The following is a 16434-nucleotide window of genomic DNA, read 5'->3' as shown; positions in this document are numbered from 1 at the left end:
AGCTCGTGCTCGGCGGTCGTCCCGTGCGTCCTGTCCGTCAGGGTGATTCCGGCCGCGCGAAACCGCGCGAAGCCGCGTGGTGCGCTCACTCCTCGCCGAGCGGCCGGGGGTTGGGCGCGATGCGCTTGCCCTTCGGCCGTCCGGGCGGCTGCAGGAACAGCGCCATGAATCCCGCGAAGATCGAGATGCAGCCCGCCAGGGTGAAGGCTCCGTTGTAACCCCAGGCGCCCACGACCACGGCACCCATGCCCGCACCCAGACCGGAGACGAGCTTGGAGCTGTAGACCATCCCGTAGTTGGTGGCGTTGTTGTTCTCGCCGAAGTAGTCCGCCGTCAGCGCCGCGAACATCGGGAAGATGGCACCGCCACCGAAGCCGGAGACGGCGGAGAAGATCAGGAACAGCGGCAGGTTCCTGATCTCGGCAGACCAGATGATGCCGAACTGGGCGAGACCAAGGATGGCGCACACGTAGAGCAGGCACTGCTTGCGGCCGTAGAGGTCGGAGAGCCAGCCGATGACGCCGCGCCCGGTGCCGTTGACGATCGCCTTCAGCGACATCGCCGTGGCCACGATGCCTGCCGCGAAGCCCGCCTCCTCACCGATGTCGACCTGGAAGGCGATGCCGAAGATGTTCACGCCGGAGGTGCAGGCGAGACAGAACCACATCAGCGCCACCCGGCCGGTCCGCCAGGCCTCCAGCGGGGAGTACTGCTTGGTGGCCGGGGGGTTCTTCTCCAGTGAACGCCGGGCCCGCGGGTCGTCCGGCGGGTTCAGCGGGTCGATGGCGGCCGGCCACCAGTTCTTCGGCGGGTCCCGGAAGTAGAAGCCGGCCAGGGCCACCATCGCGGCCAGGAAGACACCCGCCGAGACCAGCACCCAGCGGAAGTTGGAGCCGTCCATGTAGCCGTGGAAGATGAAGACGAACGGCACCGAACCGTAGGCGAAACCGCCGTTGACGAAGCCGGTCTTGCCGCCCCTGCGCTCCGGGTACCACTTGCCGACCATGTTGACGCAGGTCGCGTACACCATGCCCGCGCCCATGCCGCTGAAGACGCCGAAGCCGATGAAGGCGAGCACGACGTGCGGCGCGAACGCCAGCGACAGATAGCCCAGCAACGTGCCGCCCGAACCCAGCATCATCGCCCAGCGGGCCGGCAGCCTGCCGTTCTCCCGCAGGCGCCCGGCCGGAAACGCGACCGCGGCCTGGCAGAAGATCCAGACGGTCATCATCCAGTAGATGCTGCCGCTGGACCAGTTGTGTGCCTCGTGGAGCGTGTCCTCGGCGGACGCGAACGCGTACTCGGCGGAGGAGATGCCCATCATGCCGACCCAGGGCAGGATCACCATCCACTTGCGCTTGCGCCCCATGATGTCGATGTCGGACTCGCCCACGCGGTAGACGCGTCCGTTGCGGTCGGTCACCTCCCGGTGGACGGCGACCCGTGTGACGTCCGTGGTTGTCATGTCGTTCGCACCCCTTGCGTCGAAAGAACTGGCCAGCGCCCCCTGTCCCATGCCTTTCGTGCGCAGCGCGGGTCCCGGGGCCGGGCCGACGCGCACCCGTCGGCCGGCCCTCCGCGGCCTCACCTCATGTGCCGCCCCCCAGCAGCCCCGCCGCCCGCGCCCAGCGGTACTTCGCCCCGAGGACGGCGACCGGCTTCTCGGTCGTGTACGGGTAGGCCACGACCCCGTGCTCGAAGAGGTACTGGCACGCCTCCTCCACCTCGACGTCGCCCGCCAGGGAGGCCACCACGGGCTTCTCGACACCCCGCGCGCGGAACTCGCCCACCACGCGCGCGGTGAGCTCGGCGAACACCATGGGGGGAGTGACGATGGTGTGCCAGTAGCCGAGGACCAGCGCGTGGACGCGCGGATCCTCCAGACCCAGCCGGATCGTCGCCTCGTACGTCGACGGCGGCTCGCCCCCGGTGATGTCCACCGGGTTGCCCGCCGCGCCGAACGGCGGGATGAACGCGCGGAACGCCTCGTCCAGGTCCGGCGGTATCTCCATCAGCGACAGGCCGTTGTCCGTCACCGCGTCCGAGAGCAGCACGCCGCTGCCCCCCGCCCCGGTGATGATCACCACGTTGTCGCCCTCCGGCGCGGGCAGCACCGGCAACGCGCGCGCGTACTCCAGCATCTCGTTCAGCCCGGGTGCCCGGATGACGCCCGCCTGCCGGAGAATGTCGTCGTACACGGCGTCGTCCCCGGCGAGCGCCCCGGTGTGCGATCCGGCGGCCTTCGCGCCCGCCGCCGTCCGCCCCGCCTTGAGCACGACCACCGGCTTCCTGGGCACCGTCGCCCGCGCGGCCTCGACGAACGCGCGCCCGTCCTTGAGGTCCTCCAGGTGCATCGCGATGCACTCGGTGCGCGGGTCCTCACCGAACCAGGTCAGCAGGTCGTCCTCGTCCAGGTCCGACTTGTTGCCCAGGCCGACGATGGCCGACACGCCGGTTCTCGTGGTCCGCGCAAAACCCAGGATCGCCATCCCGATCCCGCCCGACTGCGAGGTCAGCGCGACCCCGCCCTTGACGTCGTACGGCGTGCAGAACGTGGCGCACAGGTCCTGCCAGGTCGAGTAGTAGCCGTAGATGTTCGGCCCGAGCAGCCGTACGCCGTACCGCTCGGCGACCGCCACGATCTCGTCCTGGAGCGCCTGCTCGCCGGTCTCCGCGAAGCCGGAGGGGATGAGCACGGCGTTGGGGATCCGCTTGCGCCCCACCTCTTCCAGGGCCGCCGCCACGAACCGCGCGGGGATCGCGAAGACCGCCACATCCACCTCACCGGGAACGTCGGTGACACTCTTGTACGCCTTGCGGCCCAAGATGTCATCGGCCTTCGGGTTCACCGGGTGGATCTCGCCCGCGAAGCCGCCGTCGACGAGGTTGCGCATCACCGAGTTGCCGATCTTGCCGGGCTCGCCCGACGCGCCGATCACCGCCACCGAGGAGGGCTGCATCAGGCGCCGCATCGAGGTGAGGATCTCCTCGCGCGTGTACCGGCGGCGCTCCTTCGGCGTGTCGGTGGCCAGGACGACCCGGATGTCGGCCGCGACCGCGCCCTCGGGCGTGGCGATGACCGGGTTGAGGTCCACCTCGGCGATGTCCGTGAAGTCGGCGACGAGTTCGGAGACCCGGCGGATCTGCTCGGCCACCGCCCACCGGTCGACGCCGGCCCGCCCGCGCACCCCGCGCAGCACCTCCGCCGCCCGGATCGAGTCCAGCATGGACAGCGCCTCGTCGGCGTCCACCGGCGCCAGCCGGAAGGTGACGTCCCCCAGGACCTCGACCAGCACGCCGCCCAGCCCGAACGCCACCACCTTCCCGAACGTCGGATCGGTCACCGCGCCGACGATGACCTCCTGCCCCGGTGGCAGCAGCTCCTGGACCTGCACACCCTCGATGCGCGCCGACGCGTCGTACGCGCGCGCGTTGTCGACGATCCGGCGGAACGCGGCCCGCACCTGAGCCGCCCCCTCCACCCCGACGACCACACCGCCGGCGTCGGTCTTGTGCAGGATGTCGGGCGAGACGATCTTCATCACGACCGGCCCGCCGAAGCGCGCCGCCGAGGCCACCGCCTCCTCGACGTCCCGGGCCAGCTCCTCGCCCGGTACGGCGATCCCGTAGGCGTCCGCCAGCGCCTTCCCCTCGGGCGCGGTGAGCGCGGTGCGCCCCTCGGCCCGCACGGAGTCCAGCAGTGCCCGCACCCGTGCCGTCCGGTCCTCGGCCATCACGTCAGACCACCCCGTTCGACTTGAGCAGGCGCAGTTCCTCGTCGCCGAGACCCAGCTCGCCGACGTACACCTCTTCGTTGTGCTCGCCGAGCAGGGGCGAACTGGTCACCCGCACCGGCGAGTCGGAGAGCTTGAGCGGGCTCCCGACGGTCACGAACTCGCCCCGCTCGGGGTGCGGCACGGTCACCACCATCTCGTTGGCGGCCAGCGAGGCGTCCTCGATGATCTCCCTGGTGGACAGGATCGGCCCGCACGGGATGTTGTGGGCGTTCAGCCGCTCCAGCACCTCCCACTTGGGCAGCGTGGACGACCACTCCTCGATCAGCTGGAACATCTTGGGCAGCTTCGGCAGCCGTGCCTGCGGCGTCGCCCACTCCGGGTCGTCGGCCAGCTCGGGCCGGCCGATCAGCTCACTGAGCGGCTGCCAGCCGACCGGCTGGACGATGACGTACACGTAGTCGTTCGGGCCGCCCGGCGCGCACTTGACCGCCCAGCCCGGCTGCCCGCCGCCGGACGCGTTGCCGGACCTGGGAACCTCGTCGCCGAAGTCCTCGTTGGGATATTCGGCGAGAGGACCATGGGCCAGGCGCTGCTGGTCGCGCAGCTTCACCCGGCAGAGGTTGAGCACCGCGTGCTGCATGGCCACGTTCACCCGCTGCCCGCGCCCGGTGCGCTCCCGCTGGTACAGCGCGGCGAGGATGCCCGCCACGGCGTGCACGCCCGTGCCCGAGTCCCCGATCTGGGCGCCCGTCGCCAGCGGCGGCCCGTCCTCGAAACCGGTGGTGGACATCGATCCGCCCATGGCCTGCGCGACCACCTCGTACGCCTTGAAGGCGGTGTACGGGCCGTCGCCGAACCCCTTGATGGAGGCGTAGACGATCCGTGGATTGATCTCCTTGATGCGGTCCCAGGTGAACCCCATCCGGTCCACCGCGCCCGGCCCGAAGTTCTCGACCATGACGTCCGAGCGCCGGATCAGCTCGGTGAGGATGTCCTTGCCGCGCTCGGTCTTGGTGTTGAGGGTGATGCTCCGCTTGTTGCAGTTGAGCATCGTGAAGTACAGGGAGTCGACGTCCGGCAGGTCGCGCAGCTGCTTGCGCGTGATGTCACCGCTCGGCGCCTCCAGCTTGACGACGTCCGCGCCGAGCCAGGCGAGCAGCTGGGTCGCCGAGGGCCCGGACTGCACGTGCGTCATGTCCAGGACGCGGATGCCCTCAAGAGCCTTGGCTGTCATGGGCCTTCACCTCACTTGTACATCGTCTGGTTCATGGTTCCGGGGGCGTACGCGTCCGGGTCCACCCAGACGTTGACCAGGGACGGCTTGCCGGACTCGCGGGCGCGCCTGAGGGCCGGGCCGATCTCGGCGGGGTCCCGGACCTCCTCGCCGTGACCGCCCAGCATCCGGGCGAACTCGTCGTAGGGCACGTCGCCGAGGGTGTTGCCGACCCGCTCGCGCTCCTTGCCGTACTTGGCGGCCTGGCCGTAGCGGATCTGGTTCATCGAGGAGTTGTTGCCGACCACGCCGACGAAGGGCAGGTCGTAGCGGACCAGGGTCTCGAAGTCCCAGCCGGTGAGCGAGAAGGCGCCGTCGCCGAAGAGGGCGACCACCTCCTTGTCGGGCCGCGCCTGCTTGGCGGCGAGCACGAAGGGCACCCCGACGCCGAGCGTGCCGAGCGGCCCGGGGTCCATCCAGTGGCCCGGTGACTTGGGCTGCACGACCTGCCCGGAGAAGGTGACGATGTCGCCGCCGTCGCCGATGTACACCGAGTCCTCGGTGAGGAAGTCGTTGATCTCGCTGACCAGCCGGTAGGGGTGGATGGGGGAGGCGTCCGACCTCAGCTGCGGCAGCCGCTTGTCCAGCGCGGTCCGCTCCGCCGCGCGCAGCTCGTCGAGCCACTCCTTGCGCTTGGCCGCGCCCCCGTTGAGCCGCCCCGACGCGGCCTCGGCCACCGACCGGAGCACCAGCCCGGCGTCGCCCACGATCCCGAGGTCGATGTCGCGGTTCTTGCCGACGGTGCGGTAGTCGAGGTCGATCTGGACCACGGTCGCGTCCGGTGACAGCCGCTTGCCGTAGCCCATGCGGAAGTCGAAGGGCGTGCCGACGATGACGATGACGTCCGCGTTGGAGAAGGCGTACCGGCGCGACAGCTGGAAGTGGTGCGGGTCGCCGGGCGGCAGGGTGCCGCGGCCGGCGCCGTTCATGTACGCCGGGACGTTCAGCGTGCGGACCAGATCGACGGCGGCCTCGGTCGCCCGGGTCGTCCACACCTGGCTGCCGAGCAGGATGGCCGGCTTCTCCGCGTGCACCAGCAGGTCGGCGAGGCGCTCGACCGCGTCCGGGTCGCCGGCCGACCGGGTCGAGGCGCGGTACGCCCCCGCCTTCGGGACCCGCGCCTTCTCCACGGCCACCTTGGCGTCCAGCACGTCGCGCGGGATCTCCAGGAAGGAGGGGCCCGGCGCGCCGTGGTAGCACTCGCGGAACGCCATCGACACCATGTCCGCGGCCCGCGCGGTGTCCGGCACGGTCGCCGCGAACTTGGTGATCGGCGTCATCATGTCGACGTGCGGGAGGTCCTGGAGCGACCCCATTTTGTGCTGGGTGTGCGCGCCCTGACCGCCGATCAGGAGCATCGGTGACTCGGCGCGGAAGGCGTTGGCGACACCGGTGACGGCGTCGGTGGTCCCCGGTCCCGCGGTGACCACCGCGCAGCCGGGCTTTCCGGTGATGCGGGCGTAGCCGTCGGCGGCGTGCGCGGCGACCTGCTCGTGGCGTACGTCGACCACCTCGATGCCCTCGTCGACGCAGCCGTCGTAGATGTCGATGATGTGGCCGCCGCACAGGGTGTAGATGCGGTCGACCCCCTCGGCCTTGAGTGCCTTGGCGACGAGGTGACCGCCGGAGATGAGGTCCTGGGTGTCGTCGGGCATGGCGAAGTCCTGTCCCTTCACGAGGGGTTGGGGCGCTCTCGCGGTAGATTGCATACAGTCGACGAATACTGTATGAAGCTTGTTATCCCGCATCCGGTGGGTGGTGTCCAGGGGGCGTGCGGCACTTTCAGTCAGGAGCCGGAATGGACCTGTACGAACACCAGGCAAGGGAACTCTTCGCAGCACACGGCATCGTGGTGCCGAGGGCCGAGGTCACCGACTCGCCCGCACGGGCCCGCGAGATCGCCCGCGCGCTCGGCGGCCGCGCCGTCGTCAAGGCGCAGGTGAAGACCGGCGGACGCGGCAAGGCGGGCGGCGTACGGCTCGCCGCCGACCCGGCCGCGGCCGAGCAGGCCGCCCGGGACGTCCTCGGCATGGACATCAAGGGCCACACCGTCGGCACGGTCATGCTCGCCGAACCCGTCGAGATCGAGAAGGAGTTCTACGTCTCCTACGTCCTGGACCGCGCGGCCGGCCGGTTCCTCGCCATCGCGTCCGCCGATGGCGGCACGGAGATCGAGGAGATCGCCGCCGAGCGGCCCGAGGCCGTCGCGCGCGTCCCCGTCGACCCGGCGGCGGGCGTCACCACGGCGACGGCGGTACGCATCGCGGACGCCGCCGGCCTGCCACCCCAGAGCGTCGACGTACTCGTCCGGCTCTGGCAGGTACTGGTCCGCGAGGACGCCCTGCTGGTCGAGGTCAACCCGCTGGTCAGGACCGTCGAGGGGCAGATGGTGGCGCTGGACGGCAAGGTCACCCTCGACGACAACGCCCGCTTCCGGCAGACCCGCTGGGGAAGCGGCCCGGACCCGGCCGCCGACCCGCTGGAGGCGCGGGCCGCCGCCAAGGGCCTCAACTACGTCAGACTCGACGGCGAGGTCGGCGTCATCGGCAACGGCGCCGGACTGGTCATGTCGACGCTCGACGTGGTCGCCGGCTGCGGCGCCCGGCCCGCCAACTTCCTCGACATCGGCGGCGGCGCCTCCGCCCGGGTCATGGCCGACGGGCTGTCCCTCGTCCTCTCCGACCCCGCCGTGCGGTCCGTCCTCGTCAACGTCTTCGGCGGCATCACCGCCTGCGACGCGGTCGCCGACGGCATCGTCCGCGCCCTGGACGAGGTCCGGCCGACCAAACCGCTCGTCGTCCGCCTCGACGGGAACAACGCCGCCCGGGGCCGCGCCCTGCTCGACGCACGCGCCCATCCCCTGGTCGAACAGGCCACCACCATGGACGGCGCCGCCCGCCGTGCCGCCCGGCACGCCACCGCGGCCTCCACCGCCGGATAAAGGAGACAGATCGACATGGCGATCTACCTCACCAAGGAGAGCAAGGTCCTCGTCCAGGGCATGACCGGCGCCGAAGGCATGAAGCACACCCGCCGGATGCTGGCCGCCGGCACCGACGTGGTCGGCGGCGTCAACCCGCGCAAGGCGGGCCGCACCGTCGACTTCGACGAACGTGCCGTACCCGTCTTCGGATCGGTGCGCGAGGGCATCGAACACACCGGCGCGGACACCACCGTCGTCTTCGTGCCGCCCGCCTTCGTCAAGGCCGCGGTGACCGAGGCGGCCGACGCCGGCATCGGCCTCGCCGTCGTCATCACCGAGGGCATCCCCGTCCACGACTCCGTCGCGTTCACCGCCCACGCCAAGGCGCGCGGCGCCCGGGTCGTCGGCCCCAACTGTCCCGGCCTGATCAGCCCCGGCCAGTCCAACGCGGGCATCATCCCGCCCGACATCACCAAGCCGGGCCCCATCGGCCTGGTCTCCAAGTCCGGCACCCTCACCTACCAGCTGATGTACGAGCTGCGCGAGACCGGCTTCTCCACCTGCGTCGGCATCGGCGGCGACCCCGTCGTCGGCACCAGCCACATCGACTGCCTCGCCGCCTTCCAGAACGATCCCGACACCGAACTCGTCGTCCTCATCGGCGAGATCGGCGGCGACGCCGAGGAACGCGCGGCCGACTACATCCGCGACCACGTCACCAAGCCCGTCATCGGCTACATCGCGGGCTTTACCGCGCCCGAGGGCCGGACCATGGGCCACGCGGGCGCGATCGTGTCCGGCTCCTCGGGCACGGCCCGGGCGAAGCGGGCGGCACTGGAGGAGGCCGGGGTCCGGGTCGGCAGCACCCCGACCGAGACGGCACGGCACGTCCTCTCCGTACTCGGCGGCGCCGCACGTGACGGAGCCCGCGCATGACGGCCGCCGCCGAGGGCACCCGGGCCCTCACCCTCAAGTCCGGCACCGCCTGGGCCGACGCCTGGCGGCGCTGCCGTACCGTCGCCCCCGAGGCGTTCCGCGACGACCGCGTCCTCAACCTCTGGGGCGCCGGCTGGCGGGCCGACGGCCGCGTCCTGCCCGCCACCAGCCCGGTCGACGGCACCCCCGTCACCGGCCCGCCCCGGCTGGACGGCGCGACCGCCCACCGCGCCGTACGCGCCGCCCTCGACCAGCACCGCGCCTGGCGCCACGTCCCCCTGCCCGAACGCCGCGCCCGCGTCGCGGCCACCCTCGACGCCCTCGCCCAGCACCGGGACCTGCTCGCACTGCTGCTCGTCTGGGAGATCGGCAAGCCCTGGCGGCTCGCGCGGGCCGACGTCGACCGGGCCGTCGACGGCGTGCGGTGGTACCTCGACGGCATCGACGCGATGACCGAGGGCCGGGCCCCGCTGGACGGACCGGTGTCCAACATCGCGAGCTGGAACTACCCGATGAGCGTGCTCGTCCACGCCCTGCTCGTCCAGGCCCTCGCGGGCAACGCGGTCATCGCCAAGACCCCCACCGACGGCGGCGTCGCCTGCCTCACCCTGGCCTGCGCGCTCGCCGCCCGCGAGGGCGTCCCCGTCACCCTCGTCAGCGGCAGCGGGGGCGAGCTGTCCCGGGCGCTGGTGCGGTCGCCCGAGATCGGCTGCGTCTCCTTCGTCGGCGGCCGCGACACCGGCGCCGCCGTCGCCACCGCCGTCGCCGACCTCGGCAAGCGGCACATCCTCGAACAGGAGGGCCTCAACACCTGGGGCATCTGGAACTTCACCGACTGGGACACCCTCGCCGCCGTCGTCCCGCGCCTCTTCGACTACGGCAAGCAGCGCTGCACCGCCTACCCGCGCTTCGTCGTCCAGCGCCGGTTGTTCGACGCGTTCCTCGCGGCGTACCTCCCGGCGGTCCGCACCCTGCGCGTCGGCCACCCGCTCGCCGTCGAGGCACCGGACGACCCCTTCCCGGCGCTCGACCTCGGACCGCTCATCAACGCGGCCAAGGCCAAGGAACTGCACGACCAGGTCGCCGAGGCCGTCGACCGGGGCGCCGTGCCCCTGCACCGCGGCAGCGCCGCCGACGCGCGGTTCCTCCCCGGCCAGGACACCTCCGCCTACGTCCACCCGGTCACCCTCCTCAACCCGCCCCGGTCCTCGCCGCTGCACCACGCGGAACCCTTCGGCCCGGTCGACACCATCGTCCTCGTCGACACCGAGGCCGAGCTGCTCGCCGCGATGAACGCCTCCAACGGCGCGCTGGTGGCCACCCTGTCCACGGACGACCCGGCGACGTACGACAGGCTGGCGCCGCACATCCGCGCCTTCAAGGTCGGCCACGGCGTGGCACGCTCCCGCGGAGACCGCGACGAGCTGTTCGGCGGCCACGGCGCGTCCTGGCGCGGCGCCTTCGTGGGCGGCGAGCTGCTGGTGCGGGCCGTCACCCGCGGCCCGGCGGGGGAGCGGCTGCCGGGGAACTTCCCGGACGGCCACCTCATGCCGTAGCGGGTCAGCCGATGCCCTGGCGGTCCGGCAGCAGCGCGAAGGACCGGTCCGCGGGGGCGGGCGTGCCACGCTCGACGGCCTGCCGCAGCAGCTCGCGGTGGCGCAGCAGGGGCTCGCGCCGCTCCGGCGGCGCGAGCAGCAGCAGGTCGTCGAGCCCGGCCAGCAGACGGCGCGAGACCTGCGGCGCCCCCACCGCACAGCCACGGACCTCGGCGAAGCCCAGGTCCACCAGCTCCGTCCACCCGGGCACGGGCTGCACCAGCCGGGCCGCACCGCGCCGGTCCCGGTGCACCACCGCGTCCAGCGGCCGTCGGGACAGGGCGGCCAGGATCTGCACGACCCGGTCCAGGGCCTGCACGGCCGTGGTCGGATCGTTGACCGCCGGGGACAGGGCACGCAGCCCGATGTCGGACAGCTGGCGGAGCCCGAACGCCAGGTCCTGGTGGAAGGTGCGCTCCACCCCCACCGACAGCGTGTACCGCAGGGCCCGGCGCGGCGGCGCGGCCCCGCCGTGCACCGCCAGCACGGGCGTGCCCGGCACCAGGAAGTCACCGATCCGCGGGACCAGCCGCAGCACCACCCCGTGCCCGCGCGCCACCCGCACCAGCCGCGCGATGCCGACGTCCCGCAGCACCCCGGCCCGCCCCTCGTGCACGACCCACGCCGTGACCGGACCCGACCCGTCCGTTTCCCCGCCCTCCGCGGGTGCCGGCATCAGCGCCGCCGCCCGGAAGGACTCCGCCGCGATCCGGGCGATCACATGGCCGATCCGCATCAGCCGCAGCGTGACGTTCACGTACAGCACGAAGAGCAGCAGGCTCAGCGCGACCATGAGGAGGGTGAGCACCGACTGCACCAGCGGCACGGACGTGGCGGCACGCGGGTCCGGGGTGCTGTCGTAGCTGGTCAGGACCAGCAGCGTCAGGACGAAGGTGGCCAGGAACACCGCGAAGGTCGCCTTGGTGGTGCGGCTGCGGACGAACAGCCGCACCACGCGCGGCGAGAACTGCCCGCTCGCCATCTGCACCGCGACCAGCGAGATGCTGAACACCACGCCGATGAACGTCATCATCGCCGAGCTGACCGCCGTCACCACCGTCTTCGCGTCGGCCGCGAACCGCAGCAGTTCGGCGAGCAGGTCGAAGTCGCCGTCGTCCTGCAGCGAACGGACCAGCGCGGCATCCAGCTCCTGAGCCACCAGCCACACCACGAAGACGCCCACCATCGCCGTGGTGGGCGCGAACCAGAACGTGTCCCGCAGATGCTCCCTGAGCGGCGACAGCGCCCGCGCCCGGCGACGCGGATGCGGGCTCCCGGTAACCATCCAGTCACTCATGGTGCGACCCTAGGTGCCCCGGCCCCGCCGGTCGCGGACCGCCGCTCAGCGGAAGGAAACGCAGGTGAAAGGCGCTGCGAAACCTTGGTATGGTTGTCCATGTCGCCGCGGGGAGCACCCCCGCGCCGCGACAGACACCTGGTCCGGGTGGCGGAATGGCAGACGCGCTAGCTTGAGGTGCTAGTGCCCTTTATCGGGCGTGGGGGTTCAAGTCCCCCCTCGGACACAAGATCAGGCAGACGTGGGATGCCGGTCGGGAGAGATCCCGGCCGGCATTTCGCGTTCGCCGTCCGCCGCGGCTCCGCACACCGGAAAACCCGGTGCGTGGACATCGACGATCTCCCTACACTCACCACGACACCGAGACCGAGTGAGGGGAGCAGGGCCGTGCGCATCCGCACCGCTGCCGTCGTTCCCCCGTCCCGGTACGAGGTGATCCTGGTGTCCTCGGCCCTCCGGTGTCCGCCGCGCGGCCGGCACCGGACGCCCGCGACCGGTCTCTGACGTCCCGTCACGCATGCCCTGAGGGCCGTGACCTCATTCCGACGTACCGCCCGTCCCGGGAATCGCGCCGCCCTGCTCGCGGACCAGCGAAAGGCCACCGGCCGTGCGTACCCGTACCAACCCCCTCGCCACCATCCGCAACCTCGGCATCCTCGCCCACGTCGACGCCGGCAAGACCACCGTCACCGAGCGGATCCTCTACACCACCGGCACCACCTACAAGCGCGGCGAGGTGCACGACGGCACGACCGTCACCGACTTCGACCCGCAGGAGCGCGATCGCGGCATCACCATCTTCGCCGCGGCCGTCAGCTGTGCCTGGGACGGCCACCGGATCAACCTGATCGACACCCCGGGACACGTCGACTTCGCCGACGAGGTCGAGCGGTCGCTGCGCGTCCTGGACGGCGCCGTCGCGGTGTTCGACGCGGTCGCCGGGGTGGAGCCGCAGAGCGAGTCCGTGTGGCGACAGGCCGACCGGCACGGCGTGCCGAGGATCGCGTTCGTCAACAAGATGGACCGGGCGGGCGCCGACCTCGACACGGCCGTCGCCTCGATCCGGGCGCGACTGCACCCCGTCCCCCTGGTGGTGCAGCTGCCCATCGGCTCCGAGGACGGCTTCACCGGCGTCGTCGACCTGCTGCGCATGCGCGCGCTCGTGTGGTCCGACGGCGCGGAGACCGCCCAGGAGGGCCCGGTGCCCGACGTCCTGCGCGAGGAGGCGGTACGCAGGCGACGGCTGCTGGAGGAGGCGGTGGCCGAACGCCATCCGGCCGCGCTGGAGGAGTTCTGCGACCGGGAGACCCTCACCGCGGACACCCTCGCCGGTGCCCTGCGCGACCTCACGCGCGGCGGCGACGGCGTCGTGGTGCTGTGCGGCTCGGCCTACCGCAACCGCGGAGTCGAACCGCTGCTCGACGCCGTCGTCGCCTACCTGCCGTCACCGCTGGACGTGCCACCGGTGCGCGGCACCCACGACGGCACGGAGGAGGAACGGCCCGCCGACCCGGCGGCGCCGATGACCGCACTGGCGTTCAAGGTGAACGCCACCCCGACGGGACGGCTGACGTACCTGAGGGTCTACTCGGGCACCATCGACAAGGGAGACACCGTGTGGGACGCGGGCACCCGCCGCACCGAGCGCGTCGGCCGCATCCTGCGGGTGCGGGCCGACCGGCACGACCCCCTGGAGCGGGCGGTCGCCGGGGACATCGTCGCCTTGGTCGGGCTGAAGACCGCCCGGGCCGGTTCGACGCTGTGCGCGCCGGGCGACCCGCTGGTCCTGGAACCGCCGGGCGTGGCCGAACCCGTCGTGCACGTCGCCGTGGAGGCCCGGCGCTCCACCGACACCGACAAGCTGGCCGCCGCGCTCGCCCGGCTGACCGAGGAGGACCCCTCGCTGGCCGTGCGGACCGACCCGGAGACCGGCCAGACCGTGCTGTCGGGCATGGGCGAACTCCACCTGGAGGTCGCGGTGGAGCGGGTCAGGAGCGAGCACGGCCTGTCGGTCGCGGTCGGCCGTCCCGGCGTGGCGTACCGGGAGACGGTCGGCGAGGGTGTGACCGGGTTCGTGCACCGGCACGTCAAACAGGACGGCGGAGCCGGTCAGTTCGCGCATGTCGTGCTCGACGTCGAGCCCTGGGAGGAGGGCGGGTTCGTGTTCCGTTCGACGGTGACCGGCGGCGGCGTGCCGCAGGAGTTCGTGCGGGCCGTCGAGGCCGGCTGCCGTGACGCCCTGGCCGAGGGTCCGCTCGGCGGGCACCCGGTGACCGGCCTCAGGGTCACGCTCACCGACGGCCGGACCCACGTGAAGGACTCCTCGGACACGGCCTTCCGCACCGCGGGCCGGTTCGGTCTCCGCGACGCCCTGCGCGCCTCGGGGATGGTCCTGCTCGAGCCGGTCGTGGAGGTCGCGGTCACGGTGCCCGAGGACGCGGTCGGCTCCGTCCTCGGCGACCTCGCCGCGCGCCGGGGCCGGGTCACCGGCTCCGATCCGCGGGGCGGTACGACCGTGGTCACGGCCACCGTGCCGCTGGCCGAGCTGTTCGGCTACGCGACCCGGCTGCGCAGCCGCACCCAGGGCCGCGGCACCTTCACCGCCCGGCCCACCGGCTACGCGCCGGCACCGGCCGCGGCACCGGCCCGGCGGCACGACACGACGCTCGGGCGGCACGGCACGCTCAGGGGTACTGCACCACCGTCGACGGCACGGTCGACGTCCCCGACGTGGGCGAACCCGTGTCGTTGATGACGCACTCGTACTGCCCGTTGCCGCCCAGGGACACCACCAGCAGCCCGTGGAAGCGCACCCCGGACCGGTTCGGCGCGGCGAAGCCGTGGTGCTGCACGATGGACGGGTTCACGTTGTAGTAGCAGTAGCTGCCCAGGCCCCAGCCCTCGTGCTCGGTGACCTGGTCGCCGACCTTGTAGGCGGCGTAACCCTCGACCGAGCCGTTCTGAATGGCGGCCTGGTCGGGGGCGTCGTACGCCTTCTCGTTCTGGAAGAAGATCGTGCGGCCCCGCTGGCCGTTCCACTGCACGTCGTACTTGTTGAAGTGCTCGACGAACAGGCCGGTGGCCAGGACGTCGTCTCCGTTGACGACCACGCCGTAGTCCGCCCGGTTGGTCTCCCAGCCGACGCCCTCGCCGTGGTCCGCGCGCCACACCCAGGTGTGGTCCACGACCGTGTGCCGGCTGTTGACCACCATGCTGGTGGTCGCCTTGCCCGGGCCCGCGCCGCCGATCCGGATGAACACGTCCTGCACGGTGATCGGGTTGGCGGAGTGGTCCGCGGACGCGCCCGCGGGCCCGACCTCCAGCAGCGTCGAGGAGTTGACCGGCCCCGCGTCGATGAGGAACCCGGCGAGCCGGACCGCGTCCACGTCGGCGACCTTCAGCGCGGTGACGCCGTTGTCGGGGATGAGCGTGGCGTAGCCGAGGCCCAGCACGACCGTGCCCGCGCGCTTCACCTCGACCGTGCCGTCCAGGTGGTAGATCCCCGGCGTCAGCAGCAGGTGCAGGCCCTCCTCCAGCGCCTGGTTCAGCGTGGCCGCCGAGACGCCGGGCTTGGCGACGTAGAACTGGGTCAGCGGGAGCGAGGTGCCGCGCGGGGTGCCGTTGCCCCAGGACACCCCGCGTGCGTTGGTGCGCTTCTCCGGCAGGAAGACGCGGTACGCGTCGCCGTCGAGGTACAGGAACGGCTTCTCCCGGGAGACGGGCGTCGTCTCCAGCGTGGTGTACGGCGGGTCGGGGAAGCTCTGCGCGGGCGCGCCCTCCACGCCGGAGAACACCATGTTCCACACGGCGTTGAGCCATCCGCCGACCGAGCTGTCCCGGGTGTACCACTGCTGCTGGGAGTACGGTCCGACGCTGCCGTCGATCCGGCTGTCGGCGATGTAGCCGCCGCTCGCCCAGCCGTAGCCGTCGGGGGCGAGGTTGAGGCTGCCGCGCACGTGCATGCGCCGGAAGGGCGCCGCCTGCGACACCGCCCAGCGGTTGGTGCCGTTGACCGGGACGAGGGCGAGGTTCTCCGCCGAACGCCAGAAGTTCTGCGTGGCGTTGCCGTCGAACCAGCCCGCGTCGACCGTCACGTCGCCGTTGATGGTCGTGTCGTCGGGGGAGAGGCCGAGGCCGGCGATGGAGGTGTAGAAGCCGATCTGGGCGTTGAGCCCGTTGTACGTGCCCGGCTTGAACAGCAGGGCGTAGCGGCCGGTGCCGAACTGCGCCGACTCCTGCTGCCGGAAGATCTCGTCCAGTCTGCCCTGGATGTTGGCCGTGGACGGGTCGAAGACGATGACGTTCGGCCCGAGGTCGCCGCCGCCGGGCAGCGCGCGGGGACTGTCGCGGGGGGCGGGGCTGCTGGAGCCGGGGGCCGCGACGGCGGTCCCGGCACCGCCCAGCCCGGCGAGTACGGGGGCCGCGGCGGCCGCCGAGAGGACCGTGCGCCGTCGTACGCCGGACGGCTCGGGCGTGGGGGAGTGCGTGGGGGAAGGGGGCATGGGGGCGGCTCTCCTTGTTCGGAAAGTGAACGAAGTGGGGGTGGGGGAGCGCTCTCTGGGTGTGCATGTTTCATCCGCCCGCACGGCGCGTCAAGAGTTGTGACCGTTTCTTGTGCGCTGTGTTCAACAAGTAGGGGCAGCAGGCCCGTTGGCCCGCACCTGGTGTTCCTG

The 16434-nt window shown here is 72.0% G+C and carries 10 protein-coding genes and 1 tRNA gene; 5 read left to right on the top strand and 6 right to left on the bottom strand.

Annotated features, from left to right (window positions below; translation table 11 throughout):
• Positions 1-85 precede the first annotated feature (85 nt).
• From ACFW01_RS04360 to ACFW01_RS04345, 4 genes are all read right to left on the bottom strand, one after another.
• Positions 86-1465 (bottom strand): OFA family MFS transporter, encoded by a 1380-nt coding sequence (locus ACFW01_RS04360; RefSeq protein ID WP_384502339.1) that lies wholly within the window; start codon positions 1463-1465, stop codon positions 86-88.
• A 124-nt stretch (positions 1466-1589) separates the two neighbouring features.
• Positions 1590-3734: an acetate--CoA ligase family protein gene (locus ACFW01_RS04355; RefSeq protein WP_384502338.1), complete on the bottom strand. Its 2145-nt coding sequence runs from the start codon at positions 3732-3734 to the stop codon at positions 1590-1592.
• 4 nt (positions 3735-3738) lie between these two features.
• The gene (gene frc, locus ACFW01_RS04350; RefSeq protein WP_234956834.1) at positions 3739-4971 is read right to left on the bottom strand and encodes a formyl-CoA transferase; all 1233 of its coding nucleotides are present in this window, start codon (positions 4969-4971) and stop codon (positions 3739-3741) included.
• An 11-nt stretch (positions 4972-4982) separates the two neighbouring features.
• Positions 4983-6665, bottom strand: coding sequence for a thiamine pyrophosphate-binding protein (locus ACFW01_RS04345; protein ID WP_234956835.1), 1683 nt, complete (start codon positions 6663-6665; stop codon positions 4983-4985).
• 143 nt (positions 6666-6808) lie between these two features.
• On the opposite strand from ACFW01_RS04345, the gene sucC reads away from it, so the two are divergent.
• The 3 genes from sucC to ACFW01_RS04330 are packed head-to-tail and all read left to right on the top strand — an operon-like array spanning position 6809 to position 10425.
• Complete coding sequence (gene sucC, locus ACFW01_RS04340) at positions 6809-7951, top strand: ADP-forming succinate--CoA ligase subunit beta (RefSeq protein ID WP_384502337.1); 1143 nt, start codon at positions 6809-6811, stop codon at positions 7949-7951.
• Positions 7952-7966: 15 nt separating this feature from the next.
• Complete coding sequence (gene sucD / locus ACFW01_RS04335) at positions 7967-8869, top strand: succinate--CoA ligase subunit alpha (protein WP_384502336.1); 903 nt, start codon at positions 7967-7969, stop codon at positions 8867-8869.
• Positions 8866-10425, top strand: a complete 1560-nt coding sequence (locus tag ACFW01_RS04330) for an aldehyde dehydrogenase family protein (protein WP_384502335.1) — start codon at positions 8866-8868, stop codon at positions 10423-10425. The genes sucD and ACFW01_RS04330 overlap by 4 nt, the downstream gene beginning before the upstream one ends.
• A gap of 4 nt (positions 10426-10429) precedes the next feature.
• Here the strand turns inward: ACFW01_RS04330 and ACFW01_RS04325 are convergent, their stop codons facing one another.
• The gene (locus tag ACFW01_RS04325; RefSeq protein ID WP_384502334.1) at positions 10430-11761 is read right to left on the bottom strand and encodes a DUF2254 domain-containing protein; all 1332 of its coding nucleotides are present in this window, start codon (positions 11759-11761) and stop codon (positions 10430-10432) included.
• Positions 11762-11902: 141 nt separating this feature from the next.
• Between ACFW01_RS04325 and ACFW01_RS04320 the strand changes: the two genes are divergently transcribed.
• Both ACFW01_RS04320 and fusA read left to right on the top strand, forming a co-directional pair.
• Positions 11903-11987 (top strand) — tRNA-Leu (locus ACFW01_RS04320).
• 381 nt (positions 11988-12368) lie between these two features.
• Positions 12369-14513: an elongation factor G gene (gene fusA / locus ACFW01_RS04315; RefSeq protein ID WP_384502333.1), complete on the top strand. Its 2145-nt coding sequence runs from the start codon at positions 12369-12371 to the stop codon at positions 14511-14513.
• Here fusA and ACFW01_RS04310 read toward each other — a convergent pair.
• The gene (locus tag ACFW01_RS04310) at positions 14446-16263 is read right to left on the bottom strand and encodes a coagulation factor 5/8 type domain-containing protein (RefSeq protein ID WP_384502332.1); all 1818 of its coding nucleotides are present in this window, start codon (positions 16261-16263) and stop codon (positions 14446-14448) included. The two genes, fusA and ACFW01_RS04310, sit on opposite strands and share 68 nt — an antisense overlap.
• Positions 16264-16434 lie beyond the last annotated feature (171 nt).

It is taken from the genome of Streptomyces sp. NPDC058985 (assembly GCF_042740985.1).
Lineage (GTDB): Bacteria > Actinomycetota > Actinomycetes > Streptomycetales > Streptomycetaceae > Streptomyces.
This window is presented reverse-complemented; position numbering and strand designations above follow the sequence as displayed.